The 26,056-nt window shown below is 67.5% G+C and carries 21 protein-coding genes; 5 read left to right on the forward strand and 16 right to left on the reverse strand.

Features of this window, described 5'->3' with window-relative positions; genetic code table 11:
- Positions 1–20: 20 nt before the first annotated feature.
- Positions 21–593 carry a helix-turn-helix domain-containing protein gene (locus ACI3KY_RS00225; RefSeq protein WP_404928188.1) on the reverse strand — a complete coding sequence of 191 codons (573 nt, stop codon included), beginning with the start codon at positions 591–593 and terminating at the stop codon, positions 21–23.
- A 17-nt stretch (positions 594–610) separates the two neighbouring features.
- Between ACI3KY_RS00225 and ACI3KY_RS00230 the strand changes: the two genes are divergently transcribed.
- A complete protein-coding gene (locus ACI3KY_RS00230) occupies positions 611–1,135 on the forward strand; it encodes a GNAT family N-acetyltransferase (protein WP_404928189.1) in 525 nt (174 codons plus the stop codon).
- Positions 1,136–1,143: 8 nt separating this feature from the next.
- Here the strand turns inward: ACI3KY_RS00230 and ACI3KY_RS00235 are convergent, their stop codons facing one another.
- The gene (locus ACI3KY_RS00235) at positions 1,144–1,437 is read right to left on the reverse strand and encodes a DUF1330 domain-containing protein (protein WP_404928190.1); all 294 of its coding nucleotides are present in this window, start codon (positions 1,435–1,437) and stop codon (positions 1,144–1,146) included.
- Between the two features lie 363 nt (positions 1,438–1,800).
- Here ACI3KY_RS00235 and ACI3KY_RS00240 point away from each other — a divergent pair, with 363 nt between their 5' ends.
- Positions 1,801–3,525: a SulP family inorganic anion transporter gene (locus ACI3KY_RS00240; RefSeq protein ID WP_404928191.1), complete on the forward strand. Its 1,725-nt coding sequence runs from the start codon at positions 1,801–1,803 to the stop codon at positions 3,523–3,525.
- A gap of 165 nt (positions 3,526–3,690) precedes the next feature.
- On the opposite strand, the gene ACI3KY_RS00245 is transcribed toward ACI3KY_RS00240, so the two are convergent.
- From ACI3KY_RS00245 to ACI3KY_RS00285, 9 genes are all read right to left on the reverse strand, one after another.
- Positions 3,691–8,007, reverse strand: a complete 4,317-nt coding sequence (locus tag ACI3KY_RS00245; protein ID WP_404928192.1) for a GH32 C-terminal domain-containing protein — start codon at positions 8,005–8,007, stop codon at positions 3,691–3,693.
- A 26-nt stretch (positions 8,008–8,033) separates the two neighbouring features.
- Positions 8,034–9,041: a glycosyl hydrolase family 32 gene (locus tag ACI3KY_RS00250; RefSeq protein ID WP_404928193.1), complete on the reverse strand. Its 1,008-nt coding sequence runs from the start codon at positions 9,039–9,041 to the stop codon at positions 8,034–8,036.
- Complete coding sequence (locus tag ACI3KY_RS00255; RefSeq protein ID WP_404928194.1) at positions 9,041–9,973, reverse strand: carbohydrate ABC transporter permease; 933 nt, start codon at positions 9,971–9,973, stop codon at positions 9,041–9,043. The genes ACI3KY_RS00250 and ACI3KY_RS00255 overlap by 1 nt, the downstream gene beginning before the upstream one ends.
- Positions 9,974–9,978: 5 nt before the next feature.
- The gene (locus ACI3KY_RS00260; RefSeq protein ID WP_404928195.1) at positions 9,979–10,938 is read right to left on the reverse strand and encodes a carbohydrate ABC transporter permease; all 960 of its coding nucleotides are present in this window, start codon (positions 10,936–10,938) and stop codon (positions 9,979–9,981) included.
- 74 nt (positions 10,939–11,012) lie between these two features.
- Positions 11,013–12,302, reverse strand: coding sequence for an ABC transporter substrate-binding protein (locus ACI3KY_RS00265; RefSeq protein ID WP_404928196.1), 1,290 nt, complete (start codon positions 12,300–12,302; stop codon positions 11,013–11,015).
- Between the two features lie 47 nt (positions 12,303–12,349).
- On the reverse strand, positions 12,350–13,417 hold the full coding sequence (locus ACI3KY_RS00270) for a LacI family DNA-binding transcriptional regulator (protein WP_404928197.1): 1,068 nt from the start codon (positions 13,415–13,417) through the stop codon (positions 12,350–12,352).
- A gap of 284 nt (positions 13,418–13,701) precedes the next feature.
- The gene (locus ACI3KY_RS00275) at positions 13,702–14,589 is read right to left on the reverse strand and encodes a fructosamine kinase family protein (RefSeq protein ID WP_404928198.1); all 888 of its coding nucleotides are present in this window, start codon (positions 14,587–14,589) and stop codon (positions 13,702–13,704) included.
- A gap of 138 nt (positions 14,590–14,727) precedes the next feature.
- On the reverse strand, positions 14,728–15,762 hold the full coding sequence (locus tag ACI3KY_RS00280; protein ID WP_404928199.1) for a GNAT family N-acetyltransferase: 1,035 nt from the start codon (positions 15,760–15,762) through the stop codon (positions 14,728–14,730).
- A gap of 262 nt (positions 15,763–16,024) precedes the next feature.
- Positions 16,025–16,477 carry a MarR family winged helix-turn-helix transcriptional regulator gene (locus tag ACI3KY_RS00285; protein ID WP_404928200.1) on the reverse strand — a complete coding sequence of 151 codons (453 nt, stop codon included), beginning with the start codon at positions 16,475–16,477 and terminating at the stop codon, positions 16,025–16,027.
- A 179-nt stretch (positions 16,478–16,656) separates the two neighbouring features.
- Here ACI3KY_RS00285 and ACI3KY_RS00290 point away from each other — a divergent pair, with 179 nt between their 5' ends.
- Positions 16,657–18,528 carry a flavin-containing monooxygenase gene (locus ACI3KY_RS00290; protein WP_404928201.1) on the forward strand — a complete coding sequence of 624 codons (1,872 nt, stop codon included), beginning with the start codon at positions 16,657–16,659 and terminating at the stop codon, positions 18,526–18,528.
- A gap of 27 nt (positions 18,529–18,555) precedes the next feature.
- Here ACI3KY_RS00290 and ACI3KY_RS00295 read toward each other — a convergent pair whose 3' ends face one another.
- A complete protein-coding gene (locus tag ACI3KY_RS00295) occupies positions 18,556–19,230 on the reverse strand; it encodes a response regulator (RefSeq protein WP_404928202.1) in 675 nt (224 codons plus the stop codon).
- Positions 19,227–20,432: a sensor histidine kinase gene (locus ACI3KY_RS00300; RefSeq protein WP_404928203.1), complete on the reverse strand. Its 1,206-nt coding sequence runs from the start codon at positions 20,430–20,432 to the stop codon at positions 19,227–19,229. The genes ACI3KY_RS00295 and ACI3KY_RS00300 overlap by 4 nt, the downstream gene beginning before the upstream one ends.
- Positions 20,433–20,594: 162 nt before the next feature.
- Here ACI3KY_RS00300 and ACI3KY_RS00305 point away from each other — a divergent pair, with 162 nt between their 5' ends.
- Both ACI3KY_RS00305 and ACI3KY_RS00310 read left to right on the forward strand, forming a co-directional pair.
- On the forward strand, positions 20,595–21,293 hold the full coding sequence (locus tag ACI3KY_RS00305) for an ABC transporter ATP-binding protein (protein WP_404928204.1): 699 nt from the start codon (positions 20,595–20,597) through the stop codon (positions 21,291–21,293).
- Positions 21,290–22,594: an ABC transporter permease gene (locus ACI3KY_RS00310; RefSeq protein WP_404928205.1), complete on the forward strand. Its 1,305-nt coding sequence runs from the start codon at positions 21,290–21,292 to the stop codon at positions 22,592–22,594. Before ACI3KY_RS00305 ends, ACI3KY_RS00310 begins: the two co-directional genes overlap by 4 nt.
- 103 nt (positions 22,595–22,697) lie before the next feature.
- Here the strand turns inward: ACI3KY_RS00310 and ACI3KY_RS00315 are convergent, their stop codons facing one another.
- From ACI3KY_RS00315 to ACI3KY_RS00325, 3 genes are all read right to left on the reverse strand, one after another.
- The gene (locus ACI3KY_RS00315) at positions 22,698–23,198 is read right to left on the reverse strand and encodes a hypothetical protein (protein WP_404928206.1); all 501 of its coding nucleotides are present in this window, start codon (positions 23,196–23,198) and stop codon (positions 22,698–22,700) included.
- Between the two features lie 370 nt (positions 23,199–23,568).
- Positions 23,569–24,855 carry a Glu/Leu/Phe/Val dehydrogenase gene (locus ACI3KY_RS00320; RefSeq protein WP_404928207.1) on the reverse strand — a complete coding sequence of 429 codons (1,287 nt, stop codon included), beginning with the start codon at positions 24,853–24,855 and terminating at the stop codon, positions 23,569–23,571.
- 30 nt (positions 24,856–24,885) lie between these two features.
- On the reverse strand, positions 24,886–25,899 hold the full coding sequence (locus ACI3KY_RS00325; RefSeq protein WP_404928208.1) for a serine hydrolase domain-containing protein: 1,014 nt from the start codon (positions 25,897–25,899) through the stop codon (positions 24,886–24,888).
- Between the last annotated feature and the right edge of the window lie 157 nt (positions 25,900–26,056).

The raw sequence follows: 26,056 nt of genomic DNA on the forward strand, positions 1-26,056 counted from the left end.
CCCGACGGCGCGCCGTCACGCTAAAGCGGCGCCACCAGGACGCAGTAGCGGCAGTCGCGGTCCGACTCGTTGCGGTAGTCGCAGTCGGCAGCCGCGCCGAGGATGAGCCGGTCCCCCGCCGCGAGCTCATGAACGGCGTCGCCCTCGCGGAAGGTCAGTGTGCCATCGAGAACCCAGATCAGGTGGCGCGTGAACGAGAACGACCCGGCGGGATAGCTCACCGAGGCACCAGGCGGCAGGACGACTTCGGTCACGTCGACGGGAAACGCGGGCGATGCCACCACCTGTCGCCGCCGGTATCCCGTGGAGGGGTCGGTCCAGGTCGCGCGCTCGCCATCCCGGACGACAGCCGCGGGCACGTCCACCGGTCGCGAGAGCAGAGACGAGATCGTGAGCCCGAGCGCGGCGGACAGCTTGCCGAGAACCAGCGCGGTCGGGCTGCTGGCGCCGCGTTCGATCCGGTCGATCATCGCCCGCGAGACACCCGACGCTGCCGCCAGCTGCGCTCCGGACCAGCCGCGCTGCTCTCTGGCGACCTTCACGCACGCCGCCACATCGACTTCCTGCGGCGGCTTGTCTACTATCTGCGACACGCGTCTACTATATGCAGATGACTGTGCACCTGCGGCCTGCCGATGAGACCGACCTCGGCGCGATCCTGGACATCCACAATGACGCGATCCGCCACTCGACATCCATCTGGACGGACGAGCCCGTGGACCTCGCCGAGCGCGCGGCGTGGTTCGCCGAGCGCGAGGCGGCGGGCTTTCCGGTGATCGTCGCCGTCCTGGACGACGCGGTCGTCGGCTACGCCAGCTTCGGGCCGTGGCGTCCGAAGTCGGGGTATCGCTTCACGGTCGAGAATTCCGTGTATATGGCCGCCGGACATCGGGGCCAGGGCATCGGCGCGACGCTTCTCGCCGAGATCGTGCGCCTCGCACAGGACGCCGGGATGCGTGTCATGGTCGCCAACATCGAGGCCGGGAACGCGGCATCCATCGGACTCCACGAACGGTTCGGGTTCACCTCGGTGGGAACCGTCCGACAGGTCGGAACGAAGTTCGGGCGGTGGCTCGACCTGCTGATCATGCAGCTGCCCCTGCAGACGGACGGACGGGATGCCGCGGCGACGTAGCGCAGCTGTCAGTCGAGCCCCTCGATGATGCGGAAGTCCCGCTCGACGCCGTCGGCGAGCGCGGCCAGCGCCTCTTGGTAGGCGTCGCTGTCGCGCGCCGCGACGGCCTGCTCGAAGCTGTCGAACTCGATGAGGATGGTCCGTCCGCCGATGCCGGCGTCGTAGGCGGCGACCCGACCGTCACGGGCGAGGATACGCCCGCCGCCGAGCCGGACGGCGGGACCGGCCAGCCTGTTGTAGGCAGCCAGCTTCTCAGGGTCCGAAATGGTGCGGTAGGCGCTGACCCAGTAGGCCTTGGGCATGGATCCTCCAGTGTTCGTGAGATGGGACTGCTGAACATTCTCGTGCCGGCCGGGGTTCCCGTTCCGGACCACAGTCGTCGCACGAGGTGAGAGCAGGCTGATAGCGGCAGCGAGCACGAGCAGTGCGACGACAGCGGTCGCCGGAGCAGCGCGGCCCTGCACGTCCCGCGAACAGCGCGCCGCTGCGGGTGCCTGACGAGCGGAGGCCGGCGGGTGGATAATCGCTTCTGGCGGGGGACGACGTCCGAGTTCTTCCGCGATGTAGCATGCCGTCAGGCGACACGGGGAACGACGGCGGTGTCGGCGAGCGCGTCTCGCACCTTGACGCGGGCCCGCCCGACACCCGGATGGTCGGAGGCAACTGTGCGGACAAGCGCCAAAAGCGGTTCCGGAGGCTTTCTTCCGATCCTTCACTGGCTGCCCCGCTATGAGCGGAAGTGGCTGCGCGCAGACGTCGTCGCGGGAGTGGCCGTCGTGGCGATGATCGTGCCGAAGAACCTCGGCTATGCCGAGATCGCGGGCGTTCCGGTTCAGAACGGCCTGTACGCTGCGGCAGCCGGCGCGATCATCTACGCGCTGTTCTGCACGTCACGTCAGATCTCCACCGGTCCGAGCTCGGCCTTGGCGACTGTCGCTGGAGGCGCGGTGATCGTGACCGGTGTCACCGGCGGCGATGCGGCACAGCTCGTGGCGGCGATCACACTGGTGACCGGCATCCTGTTGCTGCTTCTGGCGCTGTTCCGAATGGGGTGGATCGCGCAGTTCCTCTCGAGGGCCGTGGTCACCGGGTTCCTGGCCGGGGCTGCGATCGACGTGGTCGTCGGCGAGCTGCCCAAGTTGACCGGCACCTCGGGTGAGGGCGACAACGTCTGGCGGGAGTTCGCGTCGTGGATCCTCGGCCTCGGTGCCGTCCACCTTCCGACTTTGATCGTGGGTACGGCGGCCCTCGCGGTGATCTTGGCTCTGCGGTTCTGGGCGCCGAAGGTGCCCGGTGCGCTGGTGCTGGTTGTCGGCGGCCTGCTGGCATCGTCGCTGCTCGATCTCGGCGCGCGAGGCGTGGCGCTGGTCGGCGCCGTGCCGAGCGGGCTTCCGGTTCCGCAATTGCCGAGCCTCGACATCGTGCTGCGGAACCTCCCTGAGGTCATGATCGCGGCGTTGGCGCTGCTTTTGATCGGGTTCTCGCAGACGGCAGGCGACGCCCGTTCCTTCGCGACCCGGCACCATTACCGCATCGATGCCAATCAGGAGGCGGTCGCCCAGGGGATGGCCAACGTCGGCGCCGGTGTCTTCCAGGGGATGCCGGTCTCGACGAGTCTGTCGGCCAGTTCCCTCAATGAATCCGCCGGCGCGCGCACGCCCGTGGCGTCGCTGACCACGGGCGGCCTGGTGATCCTGACGCTGCTGTTCCTCGCGCCTCTCTTCTCGGATCTGCCGAAGGCGGTGCTGGGAGCCATCATCATCGACGCGGTCGTCTTCGGGATGATCGACCTCAAGGAGTTCGCGCGGCTGCGGCGCGTGTCGAGGTTCGACTTCTGGATTGCTGTGGCGGCCCTCGTGGGTGTGCTCTCGGCGGGCGTTCTCTTCGGCATCGTCATCGGCATCGCATTGTCGCTGGCGTGGCTGATCTACGTGTCGACACGGCCGGCGATGCCTCTGCTCGGTCGCGAGCCCGGCACCCAGGTCTTCCGCGACATCGACCTCAACCCCGCCGATGAGGTCTTCCCCGGTATCGCAGTGATCCGCCTGGACGGCGGACTGTTCTTCGCCACCGCCGAGGCGTTCGACGAGCGCATCCGCGAAACGATGTCCGTGGACCCTCCCCTCGCGGCACTGGTGATCGATCTGGAGGGCGTCGCCTTCGTCGACTCGCAGGGCGCAGCGAAACTCACCGAGCTCGTCGACCTTGCCGAAGCGGAGGGCGTGACGCTGCGGCTGGCGCGGATCAAACCACAGGTCGTCGCCGTGCTGGAAGCGCAGGGCATCCTGGATCGCATCGGGGCCGACCACCTCCACGGCAACGTCCACCGGGCCGTCGAGGCGCAGCTGTCCCAGAGCGCAGGCGACGGGACGAGCGGAAGCGGACACTGACACGGAGCGGGTGACGGCAACCCGCCCGGGCCGCCACCGCTGCTTGACCGACCGGGGAGGTCGCCGACGGCTTCGACGCAGCACCGTGACTGCGGCTGCGAGGCGGGGCGCCGCTCCCCTCCGATGAGCTCGGCGGGTGACGGCGCCCCACTTCCAGGCGTCCGCCTACTCGCTCGTGGGGACGTTGATGTCGTCCACGCTGATGTGTCCCCATCCGCCGGTCGCCCGGTCGACGATCTCGATGTAGAGGTCCTCGCCGATGTGCTCCGACAGGTCCAGGCTTCGCCGCTGGTACTGCGCTCGCAGTGCCTCCTGCTCATTTCCGGATACCTTGGCGAGCACCGCCCCGTCGGATGCGCGGACGGCTGCGACGTAGAGGTTGTCCGGATCGTAGCCGCCGGCGGTGAGGAGGTCGATCTGGCCGTCTCCGCCGAGCGTGAAGGTACCGGATCGCAGGGCGCCGGTGCCGGCGTCGCCGACGGCTTCGTCGAAGCCCCACAGGTGGCAGCGGTCGGTGCTGCCCCACGCGTTGGCCTGTCGGAACGTCCCGCCCCAGCCCCAGTCGTCGGCCTCGGTCACCGTGGCGTTGCTGAACGCATTGCCGTCGAGAACCGTCCAGTCGGTGAGGTCGCACGAGGCGAAGTCTCCGTTGGGAAGCCCAGCTCCATCAGGGGCGGACGGCTCGTCGAAGTGCGACGGCGCGACAGGGCCGAACGCGCCATCGAGGTTCCAGACCTTGAGGGACTTGACCTGGACCTTCGCGTCACCGAGGATCCGCAGTCCCACGGCGTCGGCAAGAGTCGGGTACACCCGGGTCGTCAGGGACTTCTTGCCGTCGACGTAGGCTTCGATGACGGAGCGATCCACGTAGACGTGCATCGTCACCTTCCCGTTGGGACCGACGACGAACTCGCCCGAATTGACGCCCTTTCGCGTGTCCGGGTCCAGGCTGGAGAAATCGCGATCGACGGCGAGGGTGCTCTCCCCGCGGTCGACGGACAGGATGGTGCGCTCTCTGCCATCGGCGCTGCGCCGCACCTCCAGACCGACGGCCGAGTCGCTGCCCTTGATCTGCAGCTCGAGCTCCACCTCGAGCAGGTCGGTGAGCCGGTCGCGCTTGTCCTCGAGCACGGCGTTCGCCTTGCCGACCGAGCTGTTCTTGAGGTCCACCACGCGCTCATCGCGCAGTGACTCCAGCTCCTCGATCGGTTCGATGCCCACATCGCCGTCGGGGAGGATCCCCAGCGCGACGGGCAGACCCATGGAGTGCGCCCACCCGGCGTCGTAGTGGTCGGTCTCGCTGCGCCCGTCCTGGGTGATCGTGAACAGGATCGTGCGGCCGTCCGGGTCGACCATGCCGGACGGTCCGGTGAAGTGCTCGCCGTAGTCCCACATGCGCGGCTCCTCATGATCGGGCACGAACGAGAAGGTCTCCCGGTCCCACTCGCCCACCCAGTAGTAGGTGTTCTTCGCGGTGTTGATGTTGTAGCCGTCGAACCAGGGGTTGACGACCAGGACGTACTTCTCCTCGCCGTCGACCGCTCCGACCGGAAGGAGCACCGGCAGCTCCCACACCTGCCCGGTCTTGGGGTACTTCAGCGCGTCGCCGATGAACAGCGGGTTGCGGTACTCCCAGTTCACCAGGTCCCGCGATGTGTACAGCAGTGCGGTGCCGCCGACGCGGGTGTCGCCGTCAAGGATGCCGGAACCGACGATCTGGTACCAGATCGGCTGCCCGTCTTCGGCGGTCTCCTTCCAGACGAACGGGTCCCGGAACTGCCCGAACCACGGAGTGCCGACGGGGGATGCGAGGTCGCGGGCCTGGGTGGTGACCGGGGTCGGTTCCAGACGCCATTCCGTGAGGTCGCTGTTGTCCGCTCCCTCCACCGGCCACGCGAGGCCGGTGGCCTGATTCGGCACGGCGGCATCGTTACCGGCCGTGTAGAACAGCACGGGCTTTCCGTCGGCGTCGAGGGTCGCGCTCCCGGACCACACGCCATCGGGTGTCACCGGCTCGGTTGGGGCGATCGCAACGGGCAGGTCCTCCCAGTGCACGAGGTCGTCGCTGACGGCGTGCCCCCAGTGGATCTGGTGCCAGTACGGGCCCTGCGGGTTGTGCTGGTAGAAGATGTGGTACTTGCCGTCGTAGTAGACGGGTGCGTGCGGCTCGTTCATCCAATGCTCGGGCGGCAGGAAGTGGTACTGCGGCCGGTACCTGTCGCCGTCGAAGCGGTCGCGCGAGGGCGCGATCGTCGGTGCGGACGCCTCACTGCCCGCCGCGGCGGCAGCGGCGACCTCCTCGGCATCGAGGAGGTCGTCCGTGACCGTCAGTTCGTCGATGGCACCGTTCCACATGTTCGCGCGGAACGCTCCGTTGATCACGGCAGCGTTGTTGTGGCGGCCGATCAGCAGCGGCCGCGAGTCTGCGGCGAGGATGCGGGTGCCTGCGCCGATGTTCTTCTCAGCGACCTGTTCCCCGTTCAGGTACAGGCGGATCAGTCCAGTGCCGGCATCGTAGGTTGCTGCGACATGGCTCCATTCATAGGTGGGGAGCACGGCGTCGTCGCCGACGCGGAGGGTGTGCCAGTTCACACCGTCACCGAGTTCGAGGCCCCACGCGCCGTGCCGGTACATGCCGAGCAGGTAGCCGGTCTTGGCCTTGGCGTCGTGCTGGTTCACGATGGCGGAGGCCTGGCCGAGGTCGCCCCATTCGTAGGAGCGCGGGGCGACCCACGCTTCGATGCTGAGCGTGCTGCTGGGGACGAGCGCAGCCGTTCCCTCCCGCTCGATGGATGTCGAGTAGCCGTCGAACAGCAGCGCGCCGCCGACGACCCCGTCGGTCCACAGTGGGTCGCTGTCGGGTTTGTCGGCAGCATCGTTGAACACGTAGGCGACGGCATCGGGGGTCGCTGCGCCTCCCGCGGCGGTCGTGCCGGATCCCTCGTCGAAGGACCAGTGCATAGGCTCGTTGAGGAGGGTTCGGATTCGGTCGGCATTGAGGTGCCCGGTGGGCGAGTTGTCGACCAACCGCAACCTGACGACGTCGCCGCGGTGCGCACCGAGGTCGATCGCAACCGGCTGATACGTGTCCATCGCCTGGGGAACGCCGACGCGTGCGAGCTCGGTTCCGTCGGTGTCCGAGACGATGGCCGCGTACACGTCGGGGTTCTTGGCCCCGCCGAGCAGGAGGCGCACCTCCGCGTCCCCGCCGACGCGGAATCGGGGCGAGGTCAGCGTGCCGATGGCCTCATCCGAGTCCAGCGCGCCACCCCACAGGTGGTACGTGCCTTCCGCGTCGAAAGGGTCGCCGTCGGGTGTCGAGGCGGCGTCGGAGACGTGTGCCGCGCTGAACGCGGCTCCTTCGGCGGTCCAGCCGTCGAGCGTTCCGGTTTCAAATCCGGCGTTGTCGAACTCGTAGCCGAGGACCTCGACGTTCGTGTTGAACGCGTCGACGTTGATGTGCCCCCATCCGCCGGTCGCGGTGTCGACGATCTCGAAGTACAGGTCTTGGCCGAGGTGGGCCGCGGCGTTCCACCGCACCAGCGTGTAGGCCTCGGAGTCCGCGAAACCGGTGTTGGTGGCCCGCATGAGTTCGACGCCGTCGGAGGCACGGCGCAGCGCCACGTAGAGATTGTCGATGTCGTTCCCGCCGCCGATCAGGAATTCGATGGTGCCGGTCCCGTTCAGCGTGAACGTGGACGACCGCAGCGTGCCTGTGGGCGCGTCTCCGCCGCCGGTGGCGCCCCAGAGGTGGAAGGCGCCGTCATGGTTGAACGGCCCGCCCCATCCCCAGTCGGCCGCGGCGCTGACCCGCGCGTCGGTGAAGGCATCCTCCGTCGCGGTCCATCCGCTGAGGTCACCGGTCTCGAAGCCAGGGTTGATCACCTGGGTGATCGAGGACTCCGTGTACGTGCGGACGTCGTCGATGTTGACGTGCCCCCACCCGCCGGACGACTTGTCGACGACCTCCAGGTAGAGGTCCTGTCCGAGCTCATCGGAGACGTCCCAGACGACGCGCGTGAGCGCCTCCGAGTCGGCGAACGCCGTGTTCGTCGCCCGGCGCACTTCCGTGTCGTCGCTCGCGCGGCGCAACGAGACATAGAGATTGTCGATGTCGTTGCCGCCACCGAGGAGGAAGCTGACCTCGCCGATTCCGCCCAGGGTGAAGGTGGAAGACCGCAGCTTCCCTGTGGGCGCATCGCCCCCGGCTGCCGCCCCCCAGAGGTGGTAGCTGCCGTCCGGGTTGAAGCAGCAGCCCCAGCCCCAATCGGCCGCATCACTGACGTTGGCGTCGGTGAACGCGTTCCCTTCGACCACGGTCCAGCCCGTGAGGTCGCCGGTCTCGAAGCTGGGGTTCTCGATCGTGCTGGCTGCGGCGGTCGCCGCGAGCGGTGCGGTGAAGCTCAGCACCCCCACGCCAAGGGTGGTTGCGAGTGCGGCGGCGACAGCGCGCCGTGGCGCGCTCATCCTGGTTGTCCTCATGTCCATCTCCTTCGACGGCGGGGGTTTCAGATGACGTTGGGGGTGCCGGCACGAACGCCGAGCGCACCGTTGTGGATGTGGTCGAAACGACCATCTGCGACGCGCAGGTTGCCGTCTGCGCCCCACGAGACCGGCAACGGGTCCGAGAGGGCGCCGACGAATTCTCCAGTCGGATCGACGTGGAGGAAGGCGAACAAGTACCAGCGGCCATCACGGTCCTCGACCAAGCGACCGGCGTACAGCGATTCGTCGGTGAGGCGCACCGCCCGGCGGATGTCATAGGGACCCTCGGGACGGTCGATCGGGACCGCCCACACTCCCCCGCCAGTCTCGCGCCGTGACGAGCTCAGTTCGTCGGCCAGACAGCTGAAGATCAGGACGTGGCCCCCGTCGATCTCAGCGACCTGGGGGACTTCCAGCTGTCCGAAGCCGGCTCCGGGCTCGGACCATGGCGGCTGCAGGGTCCAGGTCGTGAGGTCTGTGGACGTCGCCCGCCCGATGACACCGCGATCGTCCGCGGCTCCGTGCTTGCTGCGGGCTGTGACCAGCATCTGCCATCCCGGCATGCCGGGCACCTCGAACACCCACGGGTCACGCCACGCCTCGTCGAACCAGTCGCCGGAGTCGAACTTCTCATACCAGCGCGGGTCTGCCTCGGCGACCGGACCGGGCTGCTTCTCCCAGTGGTAGAGATCCGAGGAGGTCGCGACGCCGACGCGCTGGATGGTGCCGGCTTCCGCGCGGGACGTGCCGGTGTAGAACATCCGCCAGACACCGTCGTGGCCCCGCACGACGGACCCGGTCCAGGTCGTGAAGTCATCGAATGCCGGGCCGTCGGCGGCGATCAGCGCGTCGGGCACCTCTCGCCAGTTCTGAAGGTCGTCCGAGACTGCGTGCCCGACCGTGACATGGAAGTGTCGACGGTTCGGGTCGTGCAGGGCGCGGGAAGCTTTCAGATAGAAGACGTGGTAGTTCGCACCGTCGTCGGCGAACCACATGTCCCATGTCCATGCGTCGGGAAGTGTGAATGGCATCAGCCTTTTACTCCTGAGGATGCGATCGAGTTGATGAAGGATTTCTGGAACGCGATGAACAGCACCACGACCGGGATCGTGATCAGCGATGAGTACGCCATCACCTGGCCCCACGACACGTTCAGCTGGAAGAAGTACTGAAGGCCGACCATCACCGGGCGCAGTTCCTCGCTCTGCACGACCATGAGCGGCCAGAGGTACGAGTTCCACGCCGGCAGGAAGGTCAGGATGGCGACCGTGGCGATCGCCGGCCCGGACAGCGGCATGACGATGCGGCGGTAGATGCTGAACCACCCGGCCCCGTCGACGCGGGCGGCCTCATCCAGCTCCTTCGGGATGGAGGAGAAGTACTGGTAGAAGAGGTACACCGAGAACGCGTTGGCGATGAACGGGATGATCTGCACGTGATAGGTGTTCAGCCAGCCCTGGTGGAAGGCCAGGCTGAACCCGTCGGCCTCCAGCGAAGGCAGCTTGTTCACCCACCACAGCAGTGGCAGCGCCAGCGTCTCGAACGGCACGATCAACGTCGCCAGGATCAGCGTGAGGACAAGCCCTCGGCCCCGCCACCGCAGCCGTGCCAGAGCGAACGCGGCCATGCTGTTGATGAGGATGCCGAGGACCACCGTCGTGGCGGCGATGAAGACCGAGTTCGCAAGGAATTGCCAGAACGGAACCCGGTTGAAGACGCCCTCGTAGTTGTCCAGGGACACATCGCCGACGGGGGCGAACGCCCGCCAGGATCCCAGGTCCGCGAAGATCTGGAGGTCGGGTTTGAACGACGAGACCGCCATGAACACGATCGGCGATGCGAAGAACAGCACCAGGGCGCTGCGCAGCAGGGTGATTCCGACCGCGCGGCCACGGCCGGGGCGGGCGACCCGCGGCTGGGTGTCGGTGACGTCGGGAAGGACGAGGCGCTGTGTTGCGGACATCGCGTTCAGCTCCTTTCGCGGGTGAGGTAGCGCTGGACGCCGGAGACGATCAGGACAAGCACGAAGAACACGAGCGAGATAGCGGACGCCAGGCCTGTCTGCAGCTGCTGGTATCCGGTGCGCACGGCTTGGTAGACGACCGTCGTCGTGGTGTCGAGCGGCCCACCATCCGTCATCACCGCGATCTGGGTGAACAGGCTGAACGCGGCGATGGTGATCGTGACGAGGATGAGGGTGGCCGTCTGTCGCAACCCGGGCCAGGTGACGTAGAGGAACTGCTGCCACCTGCTCGCCCCGTCGATCTCGGATGCTTCGTACAGTTCTGCGGGGATGGTCTGAAGGCCGGCGAGCCAGATCACCATGTGGAACGCCACGCCCTGCCAGATCGACATGAACATGATGGCCGGCATGGCCCAGACGGGATCGTTCAGCCAGTCGATCGGGGTGTACGTGCCGAAGCTCAACGAGCCGAGGACCTGGTTGATCAGGCCGTCTTTCTGGTACATGAAGCGCCACAGCAGCGAGACGACGACCATCGAGGTGACTACGGGGAGGAAGTACACGGTGCGGAAGAAGTTGGTGCCGCGAACCTTGGCATTCACGAGCAGCGCCAGCAGCAGCGCGAATCCCGCCTGAACGGGAACCACCACGATCGCGAAGTAGAACGTGTTGCGCACTGATGCCCAGAACACCGGATCGGTGAAGAGGTATGCGAAGTTGTCCAACCCGACGAACCGACCCGGACGCGGCGAGATGAGCCGGGTGTCGGTGAACGCGAGCCCGAATGCCAGCACGATCGGGATGATGAGGAACAGGATGAAGAGCACGATCGCGGGGCTGATCATCCAGGCGGCTGCGGATCGCTCACCTCTGAGCGCCCGGGACTTGGTCCGCCTCACGGGCAGGTCGGGAGGAGCGTCGATCGACTCCGCCCGGGCAGCGTCGAACGTACGGAATGTGGTCATGGTGGGTACCCCTGTCATCCGTGGGTGCGGTGCTGGTGCGCAGCACCGCACCCACGGGGTGGCGACGTTCTAGATCAGAACGTGTAGCCGCCGTTCTGCTCGATGTCGCGGTCGATGTCCGTGACAGCCTTGTCGAGGATCGCCTGCGCGTCGCCGCCGGCCAGGATGTCCTGCGTAGCCTTCTGGAACACCGACGAGATGTACGGGTACGCGGCTGTCTCCGGGCGCACCACCGCGAACTGGTTGGCGAGTTCGAGGTAGATGCGGCTGTCGCCGCCCTCTGCGTAGGCAGGGACCTCATCCGCCGCTGCGAGCGTTCCCGGGATCAGCCCGGTTGCCTCGGCGTAGTCGACGAAGTACTTGGTGTCGTGCGCGAATTCCAGGTATGCCTGCGCGCCCTCCACCTCGTCACAGCTGCTGGTTAGGCCCCACTGCCACGATCCCGCTCCGATGGTCGGCCCGTTGCCGAAGTCCGGCGGCGGCAGCACCACCGCGTCGTCGAACGCTTCACGAACGGTGGTGTCGGCCCAGTTGCCGGTGTAGAGGATGCCGCTCGTTCCGTTCACCCAGTCGGCTGTGGCATCCGTCCCCGATGTCTGCGCCATGTAGCCGCTGTCCACGAGGCCGCGGAACCAGGTCGCCCACTCCAGCGCCTCAGGGCCGTTGAGGGCGCCATCCGCGGTTTCGAACGTGGAACGGTCGATCAGATCGCCGCCGAAGCTCTGCAGCAGCGGAGAGTACGCGTACGGGATCCACTCGCCGCCGCCACCGGTGCCGAAGTCGACCGGGTAGTCGAACTGGCCCAGCGCGTCGATCTTCGCCAGCGCGTCGTTGAACTCCTCACCCGTCCACGGCTCGTCGACCGTGGGGATGCGCACCCCCGCGGCGTTGAGCGTCGATTCCCGGCTGAACATGGCGAGGGCGACATCGAAGAAGCCGTAGGCGTACACCTCGCCGTCGATCTTCCCGAGCGTTCCCGGCAGCTGGTCTTCGTACGTGTCGTCGGGAAGCCCGAGCGGCTGGATGTAGCCGGCCCACGCCCAGTTGGCGACGTTCGGCCCGTCGATGTCGACGATGCACGGCAGGCTGTCGGACGTCGCTGCCGCGACCACGGCGTCGTTGTACGCGTCCTGGGGGAAGTCGGTGACCTTCACGACATAGTCATCCTGGCTGCCGTTGAAGTCGTCGACGATGGTGTTGATGACTCCGAGCTCGGCGTCATTGCCGCCGGCATGGGTCCAGAGGTCGATGGTGGTTGCGCCATCGGACCCGTTGCCGGATCCTCCCGCGGCGCAGCCCGCTGTTGCGACGACCGCGAGGGTCGTTAGGCTAGCCGCAACGATGCGGCCGATTTTTCGGGACACTGATCTCTCCTGTTCGGGTGGTGATTGTCTTGCGGTTCATCGACGGATCAGGCGTTGCCGCGCCTGTCAGCCGGTTGGTGCCACTCTCCCGGGCCTGAATCCCGGGAGGGTGGCGCTACCGAGTGCCGGTGAATGACCGGGCCTCGGATGCGTTTCGTCGGTGCGGCGGTGGGAGCACGACCCGTCGAGATCTGGTGAAAGAGCTGCTCAGCTGCCCACACACCCATGTCGTAGTGGGGAAGCTCGATCGTGGTGAGACCGGGGTAGAGCCCGTCGGCGATGAAGTCCTGGTTGTCGAACCCGACGATCGACAGGTCCTGCGGGATCCGGAGGTGCAATTCGGCGGCCGCGCGGTACACGCCCATCGCGAGGCGGTCGTTGAAGCAGAAGATGCCGGTCGGCCGGTCGCTGTCTTCCAGCAGGCGGCGTGCCGCCTGATACCCGCCTTCGGGATCGGCGTCCGCGGCGATCACCTGCAGGTCCCCCTGCTTGAGCCCCCACGCTGCGGCGCGTCGACGGAAGCCCTCTTCGCGTCCGAACGCGGCGGGGATGTCGTCGATGTCGTTGATGAACGCGACCCGGCGGTGTCCCGCTGCGAGGAGGACCTCCGCGGCATCCTCACCACCGGCCGCCTCGTCCGGTACGGCCCACGCGACGGCCGGGTCCGCGCACGAGGCGTTGATGAGCACGGTGGGCACGCCGGCGAGTTTCGCGGGGAGCTCCACCGGGCGGTGGTACATCGCTGCGTAGAGGATCCCGTCCACCTGCCTGCGGAGGAGTGCGTCGATCTCGCGTTCCTCGACGGCTCGTTCGTAGCCGGTGTTGACGACGAAGACCACGGAGTCGTGGCCGGTGGCCACGTCCTGAGCACCGAGGATGATCTTCCCCGCGAACGGTGTCGTGGCGATCTCGTCGCCGATGAGACCGATGGTGTGCGAGCGCTGCGTCCGGAGACTCTGCGCGAGGATGTTCGGGGCGTAGCCCAGGCGCGCCGCCTCGGCCAGCACACGTTCACGGGTCTCCGGATGTATCCGCTTCCCAGGCACGTCGTTGAGCACATGCGAGACCGTCGTGATCGAGACGCCGGCCGCTGCCGCGACCTGCTTGATCGTCACCCTGCCTTGCGCCATTGCTGTGCCCAATCGTTTTGCCGCCCTCAGTATGCGCACGAGGACGGCACAGCGTCAAGCGCGGATTCCAAGTTGACCGAATCGTTACCGACCGGCGCCACCCTCCCCTCCGGACCACCCGGGGTGACGGCATCCGGCGCGCAGCAGCCAACGGGAAACGCAATGCCCTGACCGGCGTGCCCACATCCGCGAGACGAATGCGGCGGCAGTGAAAGGAGTTGGATCGAAGCCCGGAAGCACTCGACCAGGGCGCACCTGGCATGCCCGGGTCACGTCCGGGCGATCCGCCGGAACGGCGCCACCGTCGTCCGCACCGCGTCCGCTGCGCCCCAGTCGTCATCGAACTGGGCGATGACGGCGAGGTGCTGGCGCAGCTGGAGGATCGGCATGCGCTGACGCCAGTCCCGGTCGAGGGAGGTCAGCTCCGCGTAGCGTTCGAAGAAGACCCGTGCTTCGGGAGGAGGCCCTGTCGTCCACAGGTGGGCGAGATCCACCTCCGCCCACATGTACGAGACAGCTGGGTCGATCAGCGCGGGCTGCCCGTCCGCTGCACTGAGCACGTTCTGCGACCACAGATCGCCGTGCGTCAGACAGGCAGGCTTGTCAGGGAGCAACTCGGGCAGCCGTGCGCACAGGGTCTCCAACGCAGACCGATCCGCCGGGGAGAGCGCCGCGTCCACGCGGGATTCGTCGAGCCACCGCAGCAGCCGGTGCTGAGCGAAGAACTCGAATCCGTCGTGATGCCAGGTATTGACCTGCCGACGGCGACCCAGCCAGTTGTCGCGGTGCCAGCCGAACCTCGGGTGCAGCGTGCTGGTGTGCAAGCGGGCAAGCGCGTGCGCGAGCTGCTCCCAGAAGACTCCTGACTCGGGTCTGGGCCTCAGCACGGAGAGGACGAGCAGGTCGGCGCCCGCAAGCAGCACGTCGGGCGTCACGATGCCGCCGAGTGTTCGCAACGCGTCGAGGCCCTCGGCCTCCGTCACGAAAGCGTCGTCCGACGGCTCAGCGAACACCTTGACGAAGATCGATCCGCCGTCAGTGCGTCGCGCGATCCCCGCCGTCGCAGCGAGCCCGCCGGCCACAGGATCGATCGAGACGACGTCGGTGATCCCTGCCGCGCACAACCGCTCCGTCAGTAACGCGATCGGACCGTGCATCGACGGCTCCTCCCCATTCTTCGGGCTCGTATCGGTGCGCGACCAGTTCGGGCTCAAGTGTCTCACCCGCGGTCCCGGCTTGATGGGCGTGGGAGGCCTGCAACGCGCGGATCCAGCGACGCCGTGTGGCGCCGCGGACTAGACGTCCCGCTTCCACGCTCCGATCGATGCCCAGGGCGCGAATCCCACCGTGTCGTTCACCGCGAGCATGTGGACGTTCTCTGCCGCATTCGAAGTGGTGATGGATGGATGCCCCGGCGCGACATCCTCCAGGCGCGCGATGTTCGCCACCTTCAGCAGCATCCCGAGGCGATGTCCTCGATGGCCGGCGAGCACGATCGTGTCGCCCTGCGCTACCGGTCGGTGCTGTTCCGGTGGAACGTCGAGTTCCGTGTAGCCGACTACCTCGCCCGACGGAACATGATGCACGGTCGTCGTGAGCCACTTCCGCGGCGACGACGCAGCGGCATCGTCGTCCGCGCGGACCCGCTCGGCAGTCCACTCACTCTCCGTCTCCATACCTCCGCTCGGGGCGTCCGAGCCCATGCTGGAGCGCAGGCGCGCGATGCTGTCGAGGAGATCCTCGGGCGTGCGTCCGAGATACCAGCGAGTGGCATAGTCGGGTCCGGCGGCATCGATCGCCTCCCGCAACAGCGCCGAGACATCGATGGGCAATTCGAGCCGACTCGTGAGGCCGACCTGCTCGAGCGCATAGCCGTGTGTGATCAGGAAACGGCTCGAGGCGACATCACGGGGCACAGATCCGAACCCGGTCGGAGACCCGATGACATCGGTGGTGTCCGCAGCGGCCTCGGTGACATAGGTCTGCAGGGCGCTCTTGTCGTCGACGCGCGCGAAGTCGACGAGGTGCTCGTGGAGGGCTGACCCGATTCCCCGACGGCGGAACGCGGGAAGGACTTCGACAGACACCCACGCCGCGGGGTTGCTCACCTGTGTCTCGTAGGCGCCACGTCCGACGACCTCTCCGTCTACACGGGCCAGCACGGCGCGCTTGCGCTCGTGAGGGTTTTGCCAGCGGGGAAGCAGCTCGTCGGGCTCGATCGAAAGGTCGGAGGTGCCGACCGCCTCGGCCTTCACCGCGTTGCGCACACCCACCATGGCGATCCAGTCGGCCGTGGCAACGGCAGGCACCTCGAGCTCTTCGATGATCATGACGCGTCCTCCCGCCATCGTTGTGTGGTCCCGGCAAGGTTTTGGGAAGTAGACCGGGTCGACGCCCTCCTGTGGGGCTTGGCCGTGTCGGAGCATATCTCTCACGCTCGTACAGCCGGACGTTCGCTCCAGTGAGGTGACCGGTGAACAGCTCGAAGGTCTGGGCGCCGCTGGCGACCTCAGGCTCTGAGGAGTCGCGTCCCCGAGACGGCTGCCGCAACGGGCGACAGTCGATCATCGCGATGGCGAGTCCCAGCTCAGCTCACGCACCGTCGCGCAGCACGCGTCCCACCGCACCGAGGCCGGTTTCGAGGGCGCGGAGCTCGTCGAGTGACAGCTGGCTGAGGACGTCGGCGCCGAGCTCTGGGCGGGCTCCCATCATCCGCTGCACGACGGCTCGCCCGAGGTCGGTGCTGTGTACTCGGCGGATGCGCAGGTCGCGGGCGTCGGCCGCTCGTTCGGCGAAGCCGCCGGCGACGAGCCGGTCGACGAGGTTCGACATGGACGCCATGGTCACGCCGAAGCTCCCGGCGAGCTGGGCGATGCTCGCGCCCTCTTCGGTGGTGACGACGACCGATAAGACCTTCAGCTGCTGCAGCGACAGGCTGCCCGATTGCAGAGGCTCGAGCATCCGCGGGATCGAGCGGACGGCGATCGAGAGCGACAGCGCCTCGATCCGCTCCAGCGCCGCTCGACGATCGTCGTCCTCCCCCATGCGTTCACGCTATCCCAGTGGACTCTCAGCCAACATTACTTAGCTAGAGACTAACCTTTTCGAGCAATCCGATCCACGGGCTGTGTCGGCGCGAGGAGAGTGCGGCTGTGCCGCCACCGTGCCCCTGCCCGGTGTTCCTCGAGGCGCCGTCGCTGCGAAGACGAGCGAGAACGAGGATGATGACGAACACGCACGAGCCCACCGTCGAGATCGATCTGGACGCCCTGCGCGCCAGGTATGCGCACGAGCGCGACCGGCGACTCCGCCCCGATGGCGCGACGCAGTACAGGCGAGCCGCGGGCGCTTTCGGCTACTACGCCGACGACCCCTACACCGAGCGCCAGGAGCGCGCGGCCGTCACGACACCGATCGAGGTCTTGGTCATCGGCGCAGGATTCGGCGGACTGCTCACCGCGACCCGCCTCCGGCAGGCCGGCATCCGATCCGTCCGCCTCATGGACGAAGCCGGCGATGTCGGCGGCACTTGGTACTGGAACCGCTACCCGGGCATCCACTGTGACATCGAATCGTACGTGTACATGCCGCTCCTCGAGGAGCTGGGGTACGTGCCCGCCTGGCGCTATGCGCCGGGCGAGGAGATCCGTCGTCACGCCGTCGCCATCGCGGAACGCTTCGACCTGTACCGCGACGCCCTCTTCCAGACCCGCGCGACCGCGCTCACCTGGGACGAGGACCTCGCGCAGTGGAGCGTCGAGACCGACCGCGGCGACCGGTTCCACGCCCGCCACGTGGTGGTGTCCTCCGGCACGCTCACGCACCCCAAGCTGCCCGGCATCCCCGGGATCGAGGACTTCCGTGGCCACACCTTCCACACCAGCCGCTGGGACTACGACTACACCGGCGGAAGCGCCGACGGCGGCCTGACGAGGCTCGGCGACAAGCGCGTGGCCGTCGTGGGCACCGGCGCAACAGGACTCCAGGCGATCCCGCACCTCGCGGAGGCGGCCGGCCACCTCCTGGTGTTCCAGCGCACGCCGTCCACGGTGGACGTCAGGGACAACCGCCCCACCGACCCGGAGTGGGCGGCCTCCCTCGAGCCCGGCTGGCAGCAAGAGCGGATGGACAACTTCCTCGCGGTCCTCGCCGGCGAGCCGGTCGACCACAGCCTCGTGGACGACGGGTGGACACGGACGCCGCACCTGCAGCGGCAGATCCTCTCCGGCGCCGTGGACGAGTCGCTCTCCCTCGAACAGCGCCGGCTGCAAGACGAGCTGGCCGACGCGGAGACGATGGAGCGCATCCGGGCACGGGTCGACGAGATCGTCCATGACCCTGAGACGGCCGAACTCCTCAAGCCCTGGTACCGCTACATGTGCAAGCGCCCGGGGTTCAGCGACACGTATCTGTCGTCCTTCAACCGAGAGAACGTGACGCTCGTCGACACCGCCGATCACGGCGGCATCACCCGCATGACCGAGACCGGAATCGTCGTCGGCGACACCGAGTACGAGGTCGACGCCGTGATCTTCGCGACAGGCTTCGAAGCCGGCGTCTCCGGCGTGCTGTCGGGCACTCTGCCCGTGTCGGGGCGCGGAGGTCGTCAGCTGCTGCAGCACTGGCAGTACGGCCCGCGCACACTGCACGGCTTCTACAGCCACGGCTTCCCGAACCTCTTCCATCTGGGAGCGCTGCAGAACGCCAACTCGGTGAACTTCGTGCACATCCTGCAGGACCAGGCGGAGCACATCGCCGCCGTCATCGGACGCGCACACGCAGAGGGCATCGACGTCATCGAGCCGACGGCGGAGGCGGAAGAGCTCTGGTGTCGCGAGGTCGTCGCGACGGCCAACGACACCCGCGCTTTCCAGGCCGAGTGCACGCCCGGTTATTACAACGGCGAAGGCACGCGCGCGATCACCGGCATGACCTACAGCCCGGGCCCGGTGGTGTTCCGTCGCCTCCTGCGCGAGTGGCGCGCAGGATCGATGGCAGACGTCTTCGCTCGCGACGACCGCACCGACCTCGACGGTGAGCTCGACGACCTCGACCTGTACGACATCTCCGAGCGGACGGGCGTAGCGCGCACCTGATCCAGAGCTTCGATTCGGGATATTCGATCAGGGCGTGCCGGGAGCCAGGAGGCCCGTCTCGTAGGCGAGGATCACGAGCTGTGCGCGGTCGTGCGCGTACGCCTTCGTCATGACCCGGTTCACGTGGGTCTTCGCGGTGTGCGGCGAGATGTGCAGGTCATCGGCGATCTCCTGATTCGACCGGCCGCGGGCGACGAGGAGGAGGACCTCTCGTTCGCGCTCGGTGAGTCGCTCCAGCTCCGGCGAGGTCGTCTGAGGCGCGTCCGAGCGCCCCCCGGGGATCACGTACTTCGTAATGAGGCTGCGTGTCGCTGTCGGCGAGAGGAGCGCCTCGCCGGCAGCCACGGCTTGGACGGCGTGCACGATCTCGTCGGGCTCGGACGCTTTCCCGATGAATCCGCTCGCGCCGGCGCGGAGGGCCGCGACGATGTACTCGTCCTCTTCGAATGTCGTCAGGATGAGCACCCTCGTCGAGGCGAGCAGGGGATCCGTGCAGATCGCCGCCGTCGCGGCGATGCCGTCGAGCCGAGGCATCCGAATATCCATCACGACCACGTCCGGGTGCAGTCGGACGGCGGCGGTGACCGCCTCGTCCCCGTCGACGGCTTCGCCTACGACCGTGATCCCGTCCGCGTGCGACAGGATGTCGGACACCGCCCGGCGGATCAGAACCTGATCGTCGACGATGAGCACGGTGGTCACGGGCGGGTCTCCCTCGTGAAGGGAAGGCTCGCTGCGACGCGCCATCCTGTTGCTGTCGGGCCCGTCTCCACGACGCCGCGTGCGGCGGCGACGCGCTCCCGGACGCCGATCAATCCGAGGCCCGATCCGACCGCGTCGTCAGGCGATTCCCGCGTATCTCGTGAGCCGCCAGGCAGCATCGGATTGGTCACGACGATGTGGAGCATGTCGTCGTCCGCTCGGACCAGGACGTGGGCACGGGACTCCGCTCCGTGCTTGTGCGCGTTGGTGAGAGCCTCCTGGATGACGCGGTAGGCGACGATTCCCGTCGCCTCCCCGGCGAGGGATGGATCGCCCTCCGTCCGGACGGTGACGGCGAGTCCGGCATCCTCGAACTGAGCGATGAGCTCGCCGATTCGATCCAGACCGGGTTGCGGAGCGATCTCGACGGCGTGATGCTCTCCGTCCGTTCTGAGGACCTCCAGCAGTGCTCCGATCTCACCGAGCACGGTGCGCGCCGCGCTGCGGATCGTGCGGACAGCCTGCTCGGCATCGTCTGGTCGGGAAGGAATCGCGGATGACGCGACTCCCGCGTTGAGGCTGATGACGGCGATCTGGTGCGCGACGGCGTCGTGGAGGTCGCGCGCGATCCGTAGCCGCTCCTCGGACACGCGCCGCCGGGCCTCTGACTCCCTGGTCTCTTCGGCCCGCTCGGCCCGCTCGGTGATGGCGACGATGTACTCCCGGCCCGATCTCGCCGCATCGCCCGCCGCGGCGGCGAATGCCACGGTGATGGCGACGGCGAACACGGGCAGGTCGTAGACGCTGCCGATGGCGGCGAGGACGCTGATGAGGACGACGACCGGGACGGTCACCAGAGCGGTGATCAGCGTCGCCCGGCGCGATGACCGGTTCGCGACGCCGAACATCGCGATCGCGATCGACAGCACGACACCCGGCCACAGCGTTCCTACGAACGCCGACAGCGCGAAGATCGCGACGCATGCCGCCAGTACCGGAAGCGGCCACCTGCGGCGCAGCGGCAGCATGAGGGCGGGTGCGAGGACCAGCGCAAGTGCGAGCGGGTCGGACGGGCGGAACTCAGTGCCAGGGAACGGGACGTACGCCGAGCCGACGATGAATGCGGCGGCGATGACGTCGCCGATCCACGGCGGGACGCGCGGGTGCAGAGGGTCCAGACCTCCGTGTCGCCCCCGCATCATGGCTCCAGTGTGGCGGGTTACGCCGGCGTCCGGATCCCCCAGCGGCGGCATACGCCGTACTGCGTACGCAGTAGCCGAAGTGCACCCCATGGGATGACGCGCGATCGGACGGGAGCCGCGACGCTGGAACTCCACCCACTGAGCAGCCTCGTCAGGAGCTTCATGAGCACCCCCATCATCTCGGTCAAGGACGTTCACAAGTCCTACGGCCGGGGGCAGAACCGCTTCGATGCGTTGAAGGGCGTCACCTTCGACATCACCGAAGGCGAGAGCATCGCGATCGTCGGAAAGAGCGGCTCGGGCAAGTCCACGCTCATGCACGTGCTCGCTCTTCTCGACGCGCCCACCTCCGGCACCGTCGAACTCGAAGGCGTCGACACATCGACTCTTCGCGGGAAGCGCCTCAATCGCACCCGCAACAAGACCTTCGGGTTCGTGTTCCAGCAGTTCTTCCTCACCGGCAGCTCCTCCGTTCTCGAGAACGTGATCCTGCCGCTGAAGATCGCCGGCGTCGGCCGCTCCGAGCGCAAGCGCCGCGGACTCGCCGCGCTCGAGCAGCTCGAACTGGAGGACAAGGCGAAGAACAAGGCGGTGAACCTCTCCGGCGGGCAGAAGCAGCGCAGCGTCATCGCGCGCGCTCTCGTGAACAACCCGCGGATCATCTTCGCCGACGAGCCGACCGGCAATCTCGACTCCCACACGGGCGCGGTCGTCGAGGACATCCTGTTCGACCTCAACCGCGAGAACGGCATCACCCTGATCGTGGTGACCCACGACGAGGACCTCGCAAGCCGCTGCGACCGGCGCCTCTTCATCCGGGACGGCCTTCTCGTCGAGGACTCCGCGGCGGTGGCCGCGTGAACACCCTCGACCTGATCGGCTCCGCCGTTTCGAACACGTTCCGTTCGAAGACCCGCACGATCCTCACCATTCTCGCGATCTTCGTCGGCGCCTTCACGCTCACGCTCACGAGCGGTCTCGGCACCGGGATCAACGCCTACATCGACGACACCGTGACGTCGATCGGCGCCTCCGACGTGATGACCGTCACCAAGACCCCCGAGGGTGCGACCGGCATCGCCGCAGCAGGACCGGTCGAGTACGACCCCGATGCCATCGCGAGCGCACAGCCCGGACCTCCCGGACAGACGGTGGTCGCTCTCACACCCGACGACCTCGACGCGCTCGCCGAGATCGACGGGGTCCTCGATGTACAGGCGACACGCTCGATCTCACCCGACTTCATCCAGGCCGGCGAAAATGACAAGTTCGTGATCGGGGTGGGCAGTCTCATTGCGGGTCAGACGGTGCAACTGGCCGCCGGCACCGCACCGGACGACGACGTCGACGAGCTTCAGCTCGCGCTTCCGCTGTCGTTCGTGGAACCCATGGGCTTCGAAGATGAGGATGCCGCGATCGGCGAGACCGTCACCATCGCCGTGACCGACGCCGAGCGCACGCAGCACCTCGTCGACGCCACCATCGTCGGCATCGCCGAAGAAGGCCTGGCATCGCCGACGGGCGCCAGCCTGATCCCGAACGACGCGCTGAGCGACGCCCTCTTCGACGCGCAGAACGTCGGAATCCCCAGCGATCAGGTCGAACGATTCGCGCAGGCGAGCGTGTGGTTCGATCCCGCCGCCACCGACGATGAGATCACGGACCTCAAGGACCGGCTCACCGACGAGGGCTACACGGGCACGACAGTCGCCGACCAGCTCGGCGCCTTCAAGACCGTCATCGACGGGATCGTCCTCGTGCTCAACGCGTTCGCCATCATCGCCCTCCTCGCCGCCAGCTTCGGCATCGTCAACACGCTCTTCATGTCCGTGCAGGAGCGCACGCGCGAGATCGGGCTGATGAAGGCCATGGGCATGGGCAACGGCCGCGTCTTCAGCCTGTTCAGCATCGAAGCGGCGTTCATCGGATTGCTCGGCAGTGCGATCGGGGTGGTCATCGCGATGTTCGCGGGGACCGCGATCAGCTCCGCGTTGTCTGGTTCCTTGTTGGCAGATCTGCCCGGTCTGAACCTGATCGCCTTCGATCCGGTGTCGATCGTCGTGATCATCGTCGTCGTCATGGCAATCGCGTTCCTCGCGGGAACGCTCCCGGCGGCGCGCGCCGCCCGGGCGGATCCCGTCGATTCCCTCCGCTACGAATAGGCAGCGACGTCCGCGAGACTGCGACTGCACGCGGCAAACAACGAACGCCCGAAGCGTGCGGGATGCTGCGGCCGCTGGCGGCCGACCGGTCAGAGTCTTGTGGCTACCGGCGGAGGGGGTCGATGTTGAGGACCTGGCCCGGCTGCAGCGTGCCGTCCCCCTCGCCGCTCGCCTTGTAGACCGAGATGTAGTTGACGCAGAACCGTTCGCCGATGCTGTAGCCCGTGTCGCCGTCGGCGACCGTGTATGCGTCGGCCCCGCCGTCCTCGTTGAAGGTGACGGTGCCGTTCGCGTACTCGGACGGCCCGCGGTCGGGGCGCGGCGGGGGCTTCTCGCCGTTCACCCAGACGCTGACGTCCACGAAGTCGTCGCACCCGGCTGTCCAGGCGGCGGCCTGCATGTCGTCGCGTGGGGTCGGCGCCGGCGTCGGCTCTGCCGCGACCGTCTCGGCCGATGGCTCTGCCGTCTCGGTGAGGTTGCTTACGCCCTCGGCCGTATCGTGCGCCGCCTGCCCGAGCGAGGCGAACGCCGGGGCGGCGAGGGCGACGAGTCCGGCGATGGCGACGGCCGCGACACCCGTTGTGATCTTGGCAGCGAGGCTCACGAGGATGAATGTAGCGTGCTGGGACTACCCTCCATGGATGCTGGGTCCCTCGAATTGTGGAGGCAGCCCGATTTCGACCGGCATCGTCGGGGTCAAGGTGTGCCCGCGGCTGCGGCACTGCTACCCGCCCGCGATTTCCGCATCAGCACGCCGCCCTTCTCGCAGCGGCTTCTGGGCTGGCGGTGACGGTGGGTGCCCGCACCCGCTAAGGGAGTGTGATCGTGCGGCCCCGCCTCAAAGAGGGCGGCTAACCTCACCACGCCTTCCCTAGGGAGGAGTCGAGGTGGCGCCGGTCAGTCGGTTTCAGGTCCGCGGCAGAACGGGCATTCTGCTTCGTCACAGGCCCAGGCTTCCAGGGTGGGTGCCATGCTCAGGGGTAGAGGCCGCGGAGGCGATGGGCTTCGGTGACGCGTTTGACGGCGAGAGCGGTGGCCGCTGCACGCAGGGTGAGACCGTGCAGGGACGCGAAGCCGGTGACGTCTTCCCAACCCGACCGCATCCGCTCGGCGAGGCGCGATTCCACTTCGTCGAGGCTCCAGCGGTAAGCCTGGTTCGACTGGACCCATTCGAAGTACGAGACGATCACTCCACCCGCGTTGGCGAGGATGTCGGGCACGACGAGGACGCCGGCATTGGCGAGAATCCGGTCGGCTTCGCGCGTGGTGGGCCCGTTCGCGCCCTCGACGACGATGCGGGCCTGTATGCGGTGGGCCTTGTCGGCGTGAATGACGCCCTCCACCGCGGCAGGCACGAGGAGGTCGACGTCAAGCTCGAGCGCCACAGCGCCGTCGAGCGCTTCCGCGCCGGGGAAGCCTACGACGGTACCTGCGGCATCCACGTGTCGACCAAGGGCCTCCACATTGATCCCACTCTGCTTGAACACCGCACCGTACTGGTCCGAGACGGCCACGACGGCGACACCGACTTGGTCCAAGAACCGAGCTGCGTCACGACCGACCTTGCCGAATCCCTGAACGACGGCGGTGCTTCTGACCGGATCGACTCCGATGGACCTGAGCGCCGCGAGCGCGACGTGGACAACGCCGCGAGAGGTGGCGCTGGACCTGCCGAGTGAGCCGCCGAGGCTGAGAGGCTTGCCCGTCACGACACCCGGAACGGTGTGGCCATGACTGACGGAGTAGGTGTCCATCATCCATGCCATCACGTTCTCGTCAGTGCCGATGTCGGGCGCAGGGATGTCGTGCTGCGGTCCGATCATCGGCAGGATCTCGGTGGTGTAGCGCCGCGTCACCCGCTCGAGCTCAGCGGCGGAGTAGAGGCGCGGGTCGATGGCGACGCCACCTTTTGCGCCGCCGTAGGGCACGTCGAGCAGGGCGCACTTCCAGGTCATCCACATCGCCAGCGCGCGCACTTCGGCGACGTTCACAGTCGGGCTGTAGCGCAGGCCACCCTTGGCTGGGCCTCGGGAGATGTTGTGCTGGATTCGGTAGCCGCTGAACACCTCGACGGTTCCGTCATCGCGCCGTAGAGGGATGCTGACGGTGAGCTCGCGCCGGCTCGACTTGAGCATGGCGTGCGTGCCCTGGCCGTAGCCAAGGAAGGCGATCGCCTCGTCAAGTTGCCAGTGCGCGTCAGCCAGCGCTTGAGTTCCGACGTCATCGATGACGCGATGCGTCGCGGCTTGTGTTCCGCTCATCGGTGTACCTCCGTCGGTTCGTTCAGCACGTCACGAGCCGATCGCATCGCAGATGTCGCGGAACAGTCGGGCGTGAAGCCGGTTCCACTCCTCGGTCACGGGCTCGGGCCACGAGGAGAGCTTCACGACGACTGTGCGGGTGTGCGGGTCGACCCAGATGAACTGGCCGTGGATTCCGACCGCGTAGTAGTCCCCCCGCGAGCTGCCCGTGATCCACCACTGGTTTGAATAGGAACCGCCCGCGTGCACCCGTTGGAAGATGGTGCCCGAGGCGGCGTCGGGGTTGCCTCCCTGGATCGTTCGCCGGACCCACTCCGCCGAGACCACTCGCCTACCCTCGATGACGCCGCCATCGAGCATGAGTCGGCCGACGCGGGTCAGATCCCGCGCGGTGCAGGAGATACCGCCGTTCGCGAACCCGAACCCGCGGGCATCGACGGTGATCTGGGCGTCGTGCTCGCATCCGAGCTTTGACCACAGGCGCTGCGAGACGGCGTCGGGATACCGCAGCCCCGTGATGTTCTCGACGATCCATGCGAGCACATCCGTGCCGGCCGAGCAGTACCTGAACCGCTCGCCGTGCCGGCCACCGCCGCGCAGCGCCGCGAGGAACGCGTAGGTGTCGGGCGGATCCTCGGGCAGGCGTGGACGCCAGCCGGCGACCCGGTCCTGTGCTTGCACCTCCGAAGCCGGGTTACGGTAATCCTCGTCGTAATCGACGTCCACGGTCATGTCGAGGACCTGCTGCACGGTCGCGTCGCCATACGCGCTGCCGGCGAGCTCCGAGATGTAGTGGTCGACGCGAAGCTCGGGGTCGAGTAGCCCGTCGTCGAACAGGGTCCCGACGGTCAGCCCGCAGATCGACTTCGAAACGCTCATCAGCAGGTGCACGCCGTCGGGATCGACGCCGTCTCGGTAGTGTTCGGCCGCGATCGTGCCGTCGCGCACGACGACGAGGGCGTCGGTGTAACTCTGTTCGAGCCGCTCGACCAGCCGGGGCAGCGCGGTCAGCCTGCCGAGCCCGGTCACTGGGCGGGCGGGCACCTCGGAGAGCCGATGCGCGATCGGGGCCGAGGGCACGAACTCCGCGACGTGCCCGAACGCCCAGCGGTTGTGAGGAGCATCTTGCCAAGTCTCGAGGGTCGGTTCGGCAGCTGAACCGCCGGGGACGCGTGATGGGTGCGCGCCGCGGGTGATGCCC

Origin of the sequence: Microbacterium sp. ZW T2_14 (genome assembly GCF_044987405.1) — a bacterium.
Taxonomy (GTDB): Bacteria; Actinomycetota; Actinomycetes; order Actinomycetales; family Microbacteriaceae; genus Microbacterium.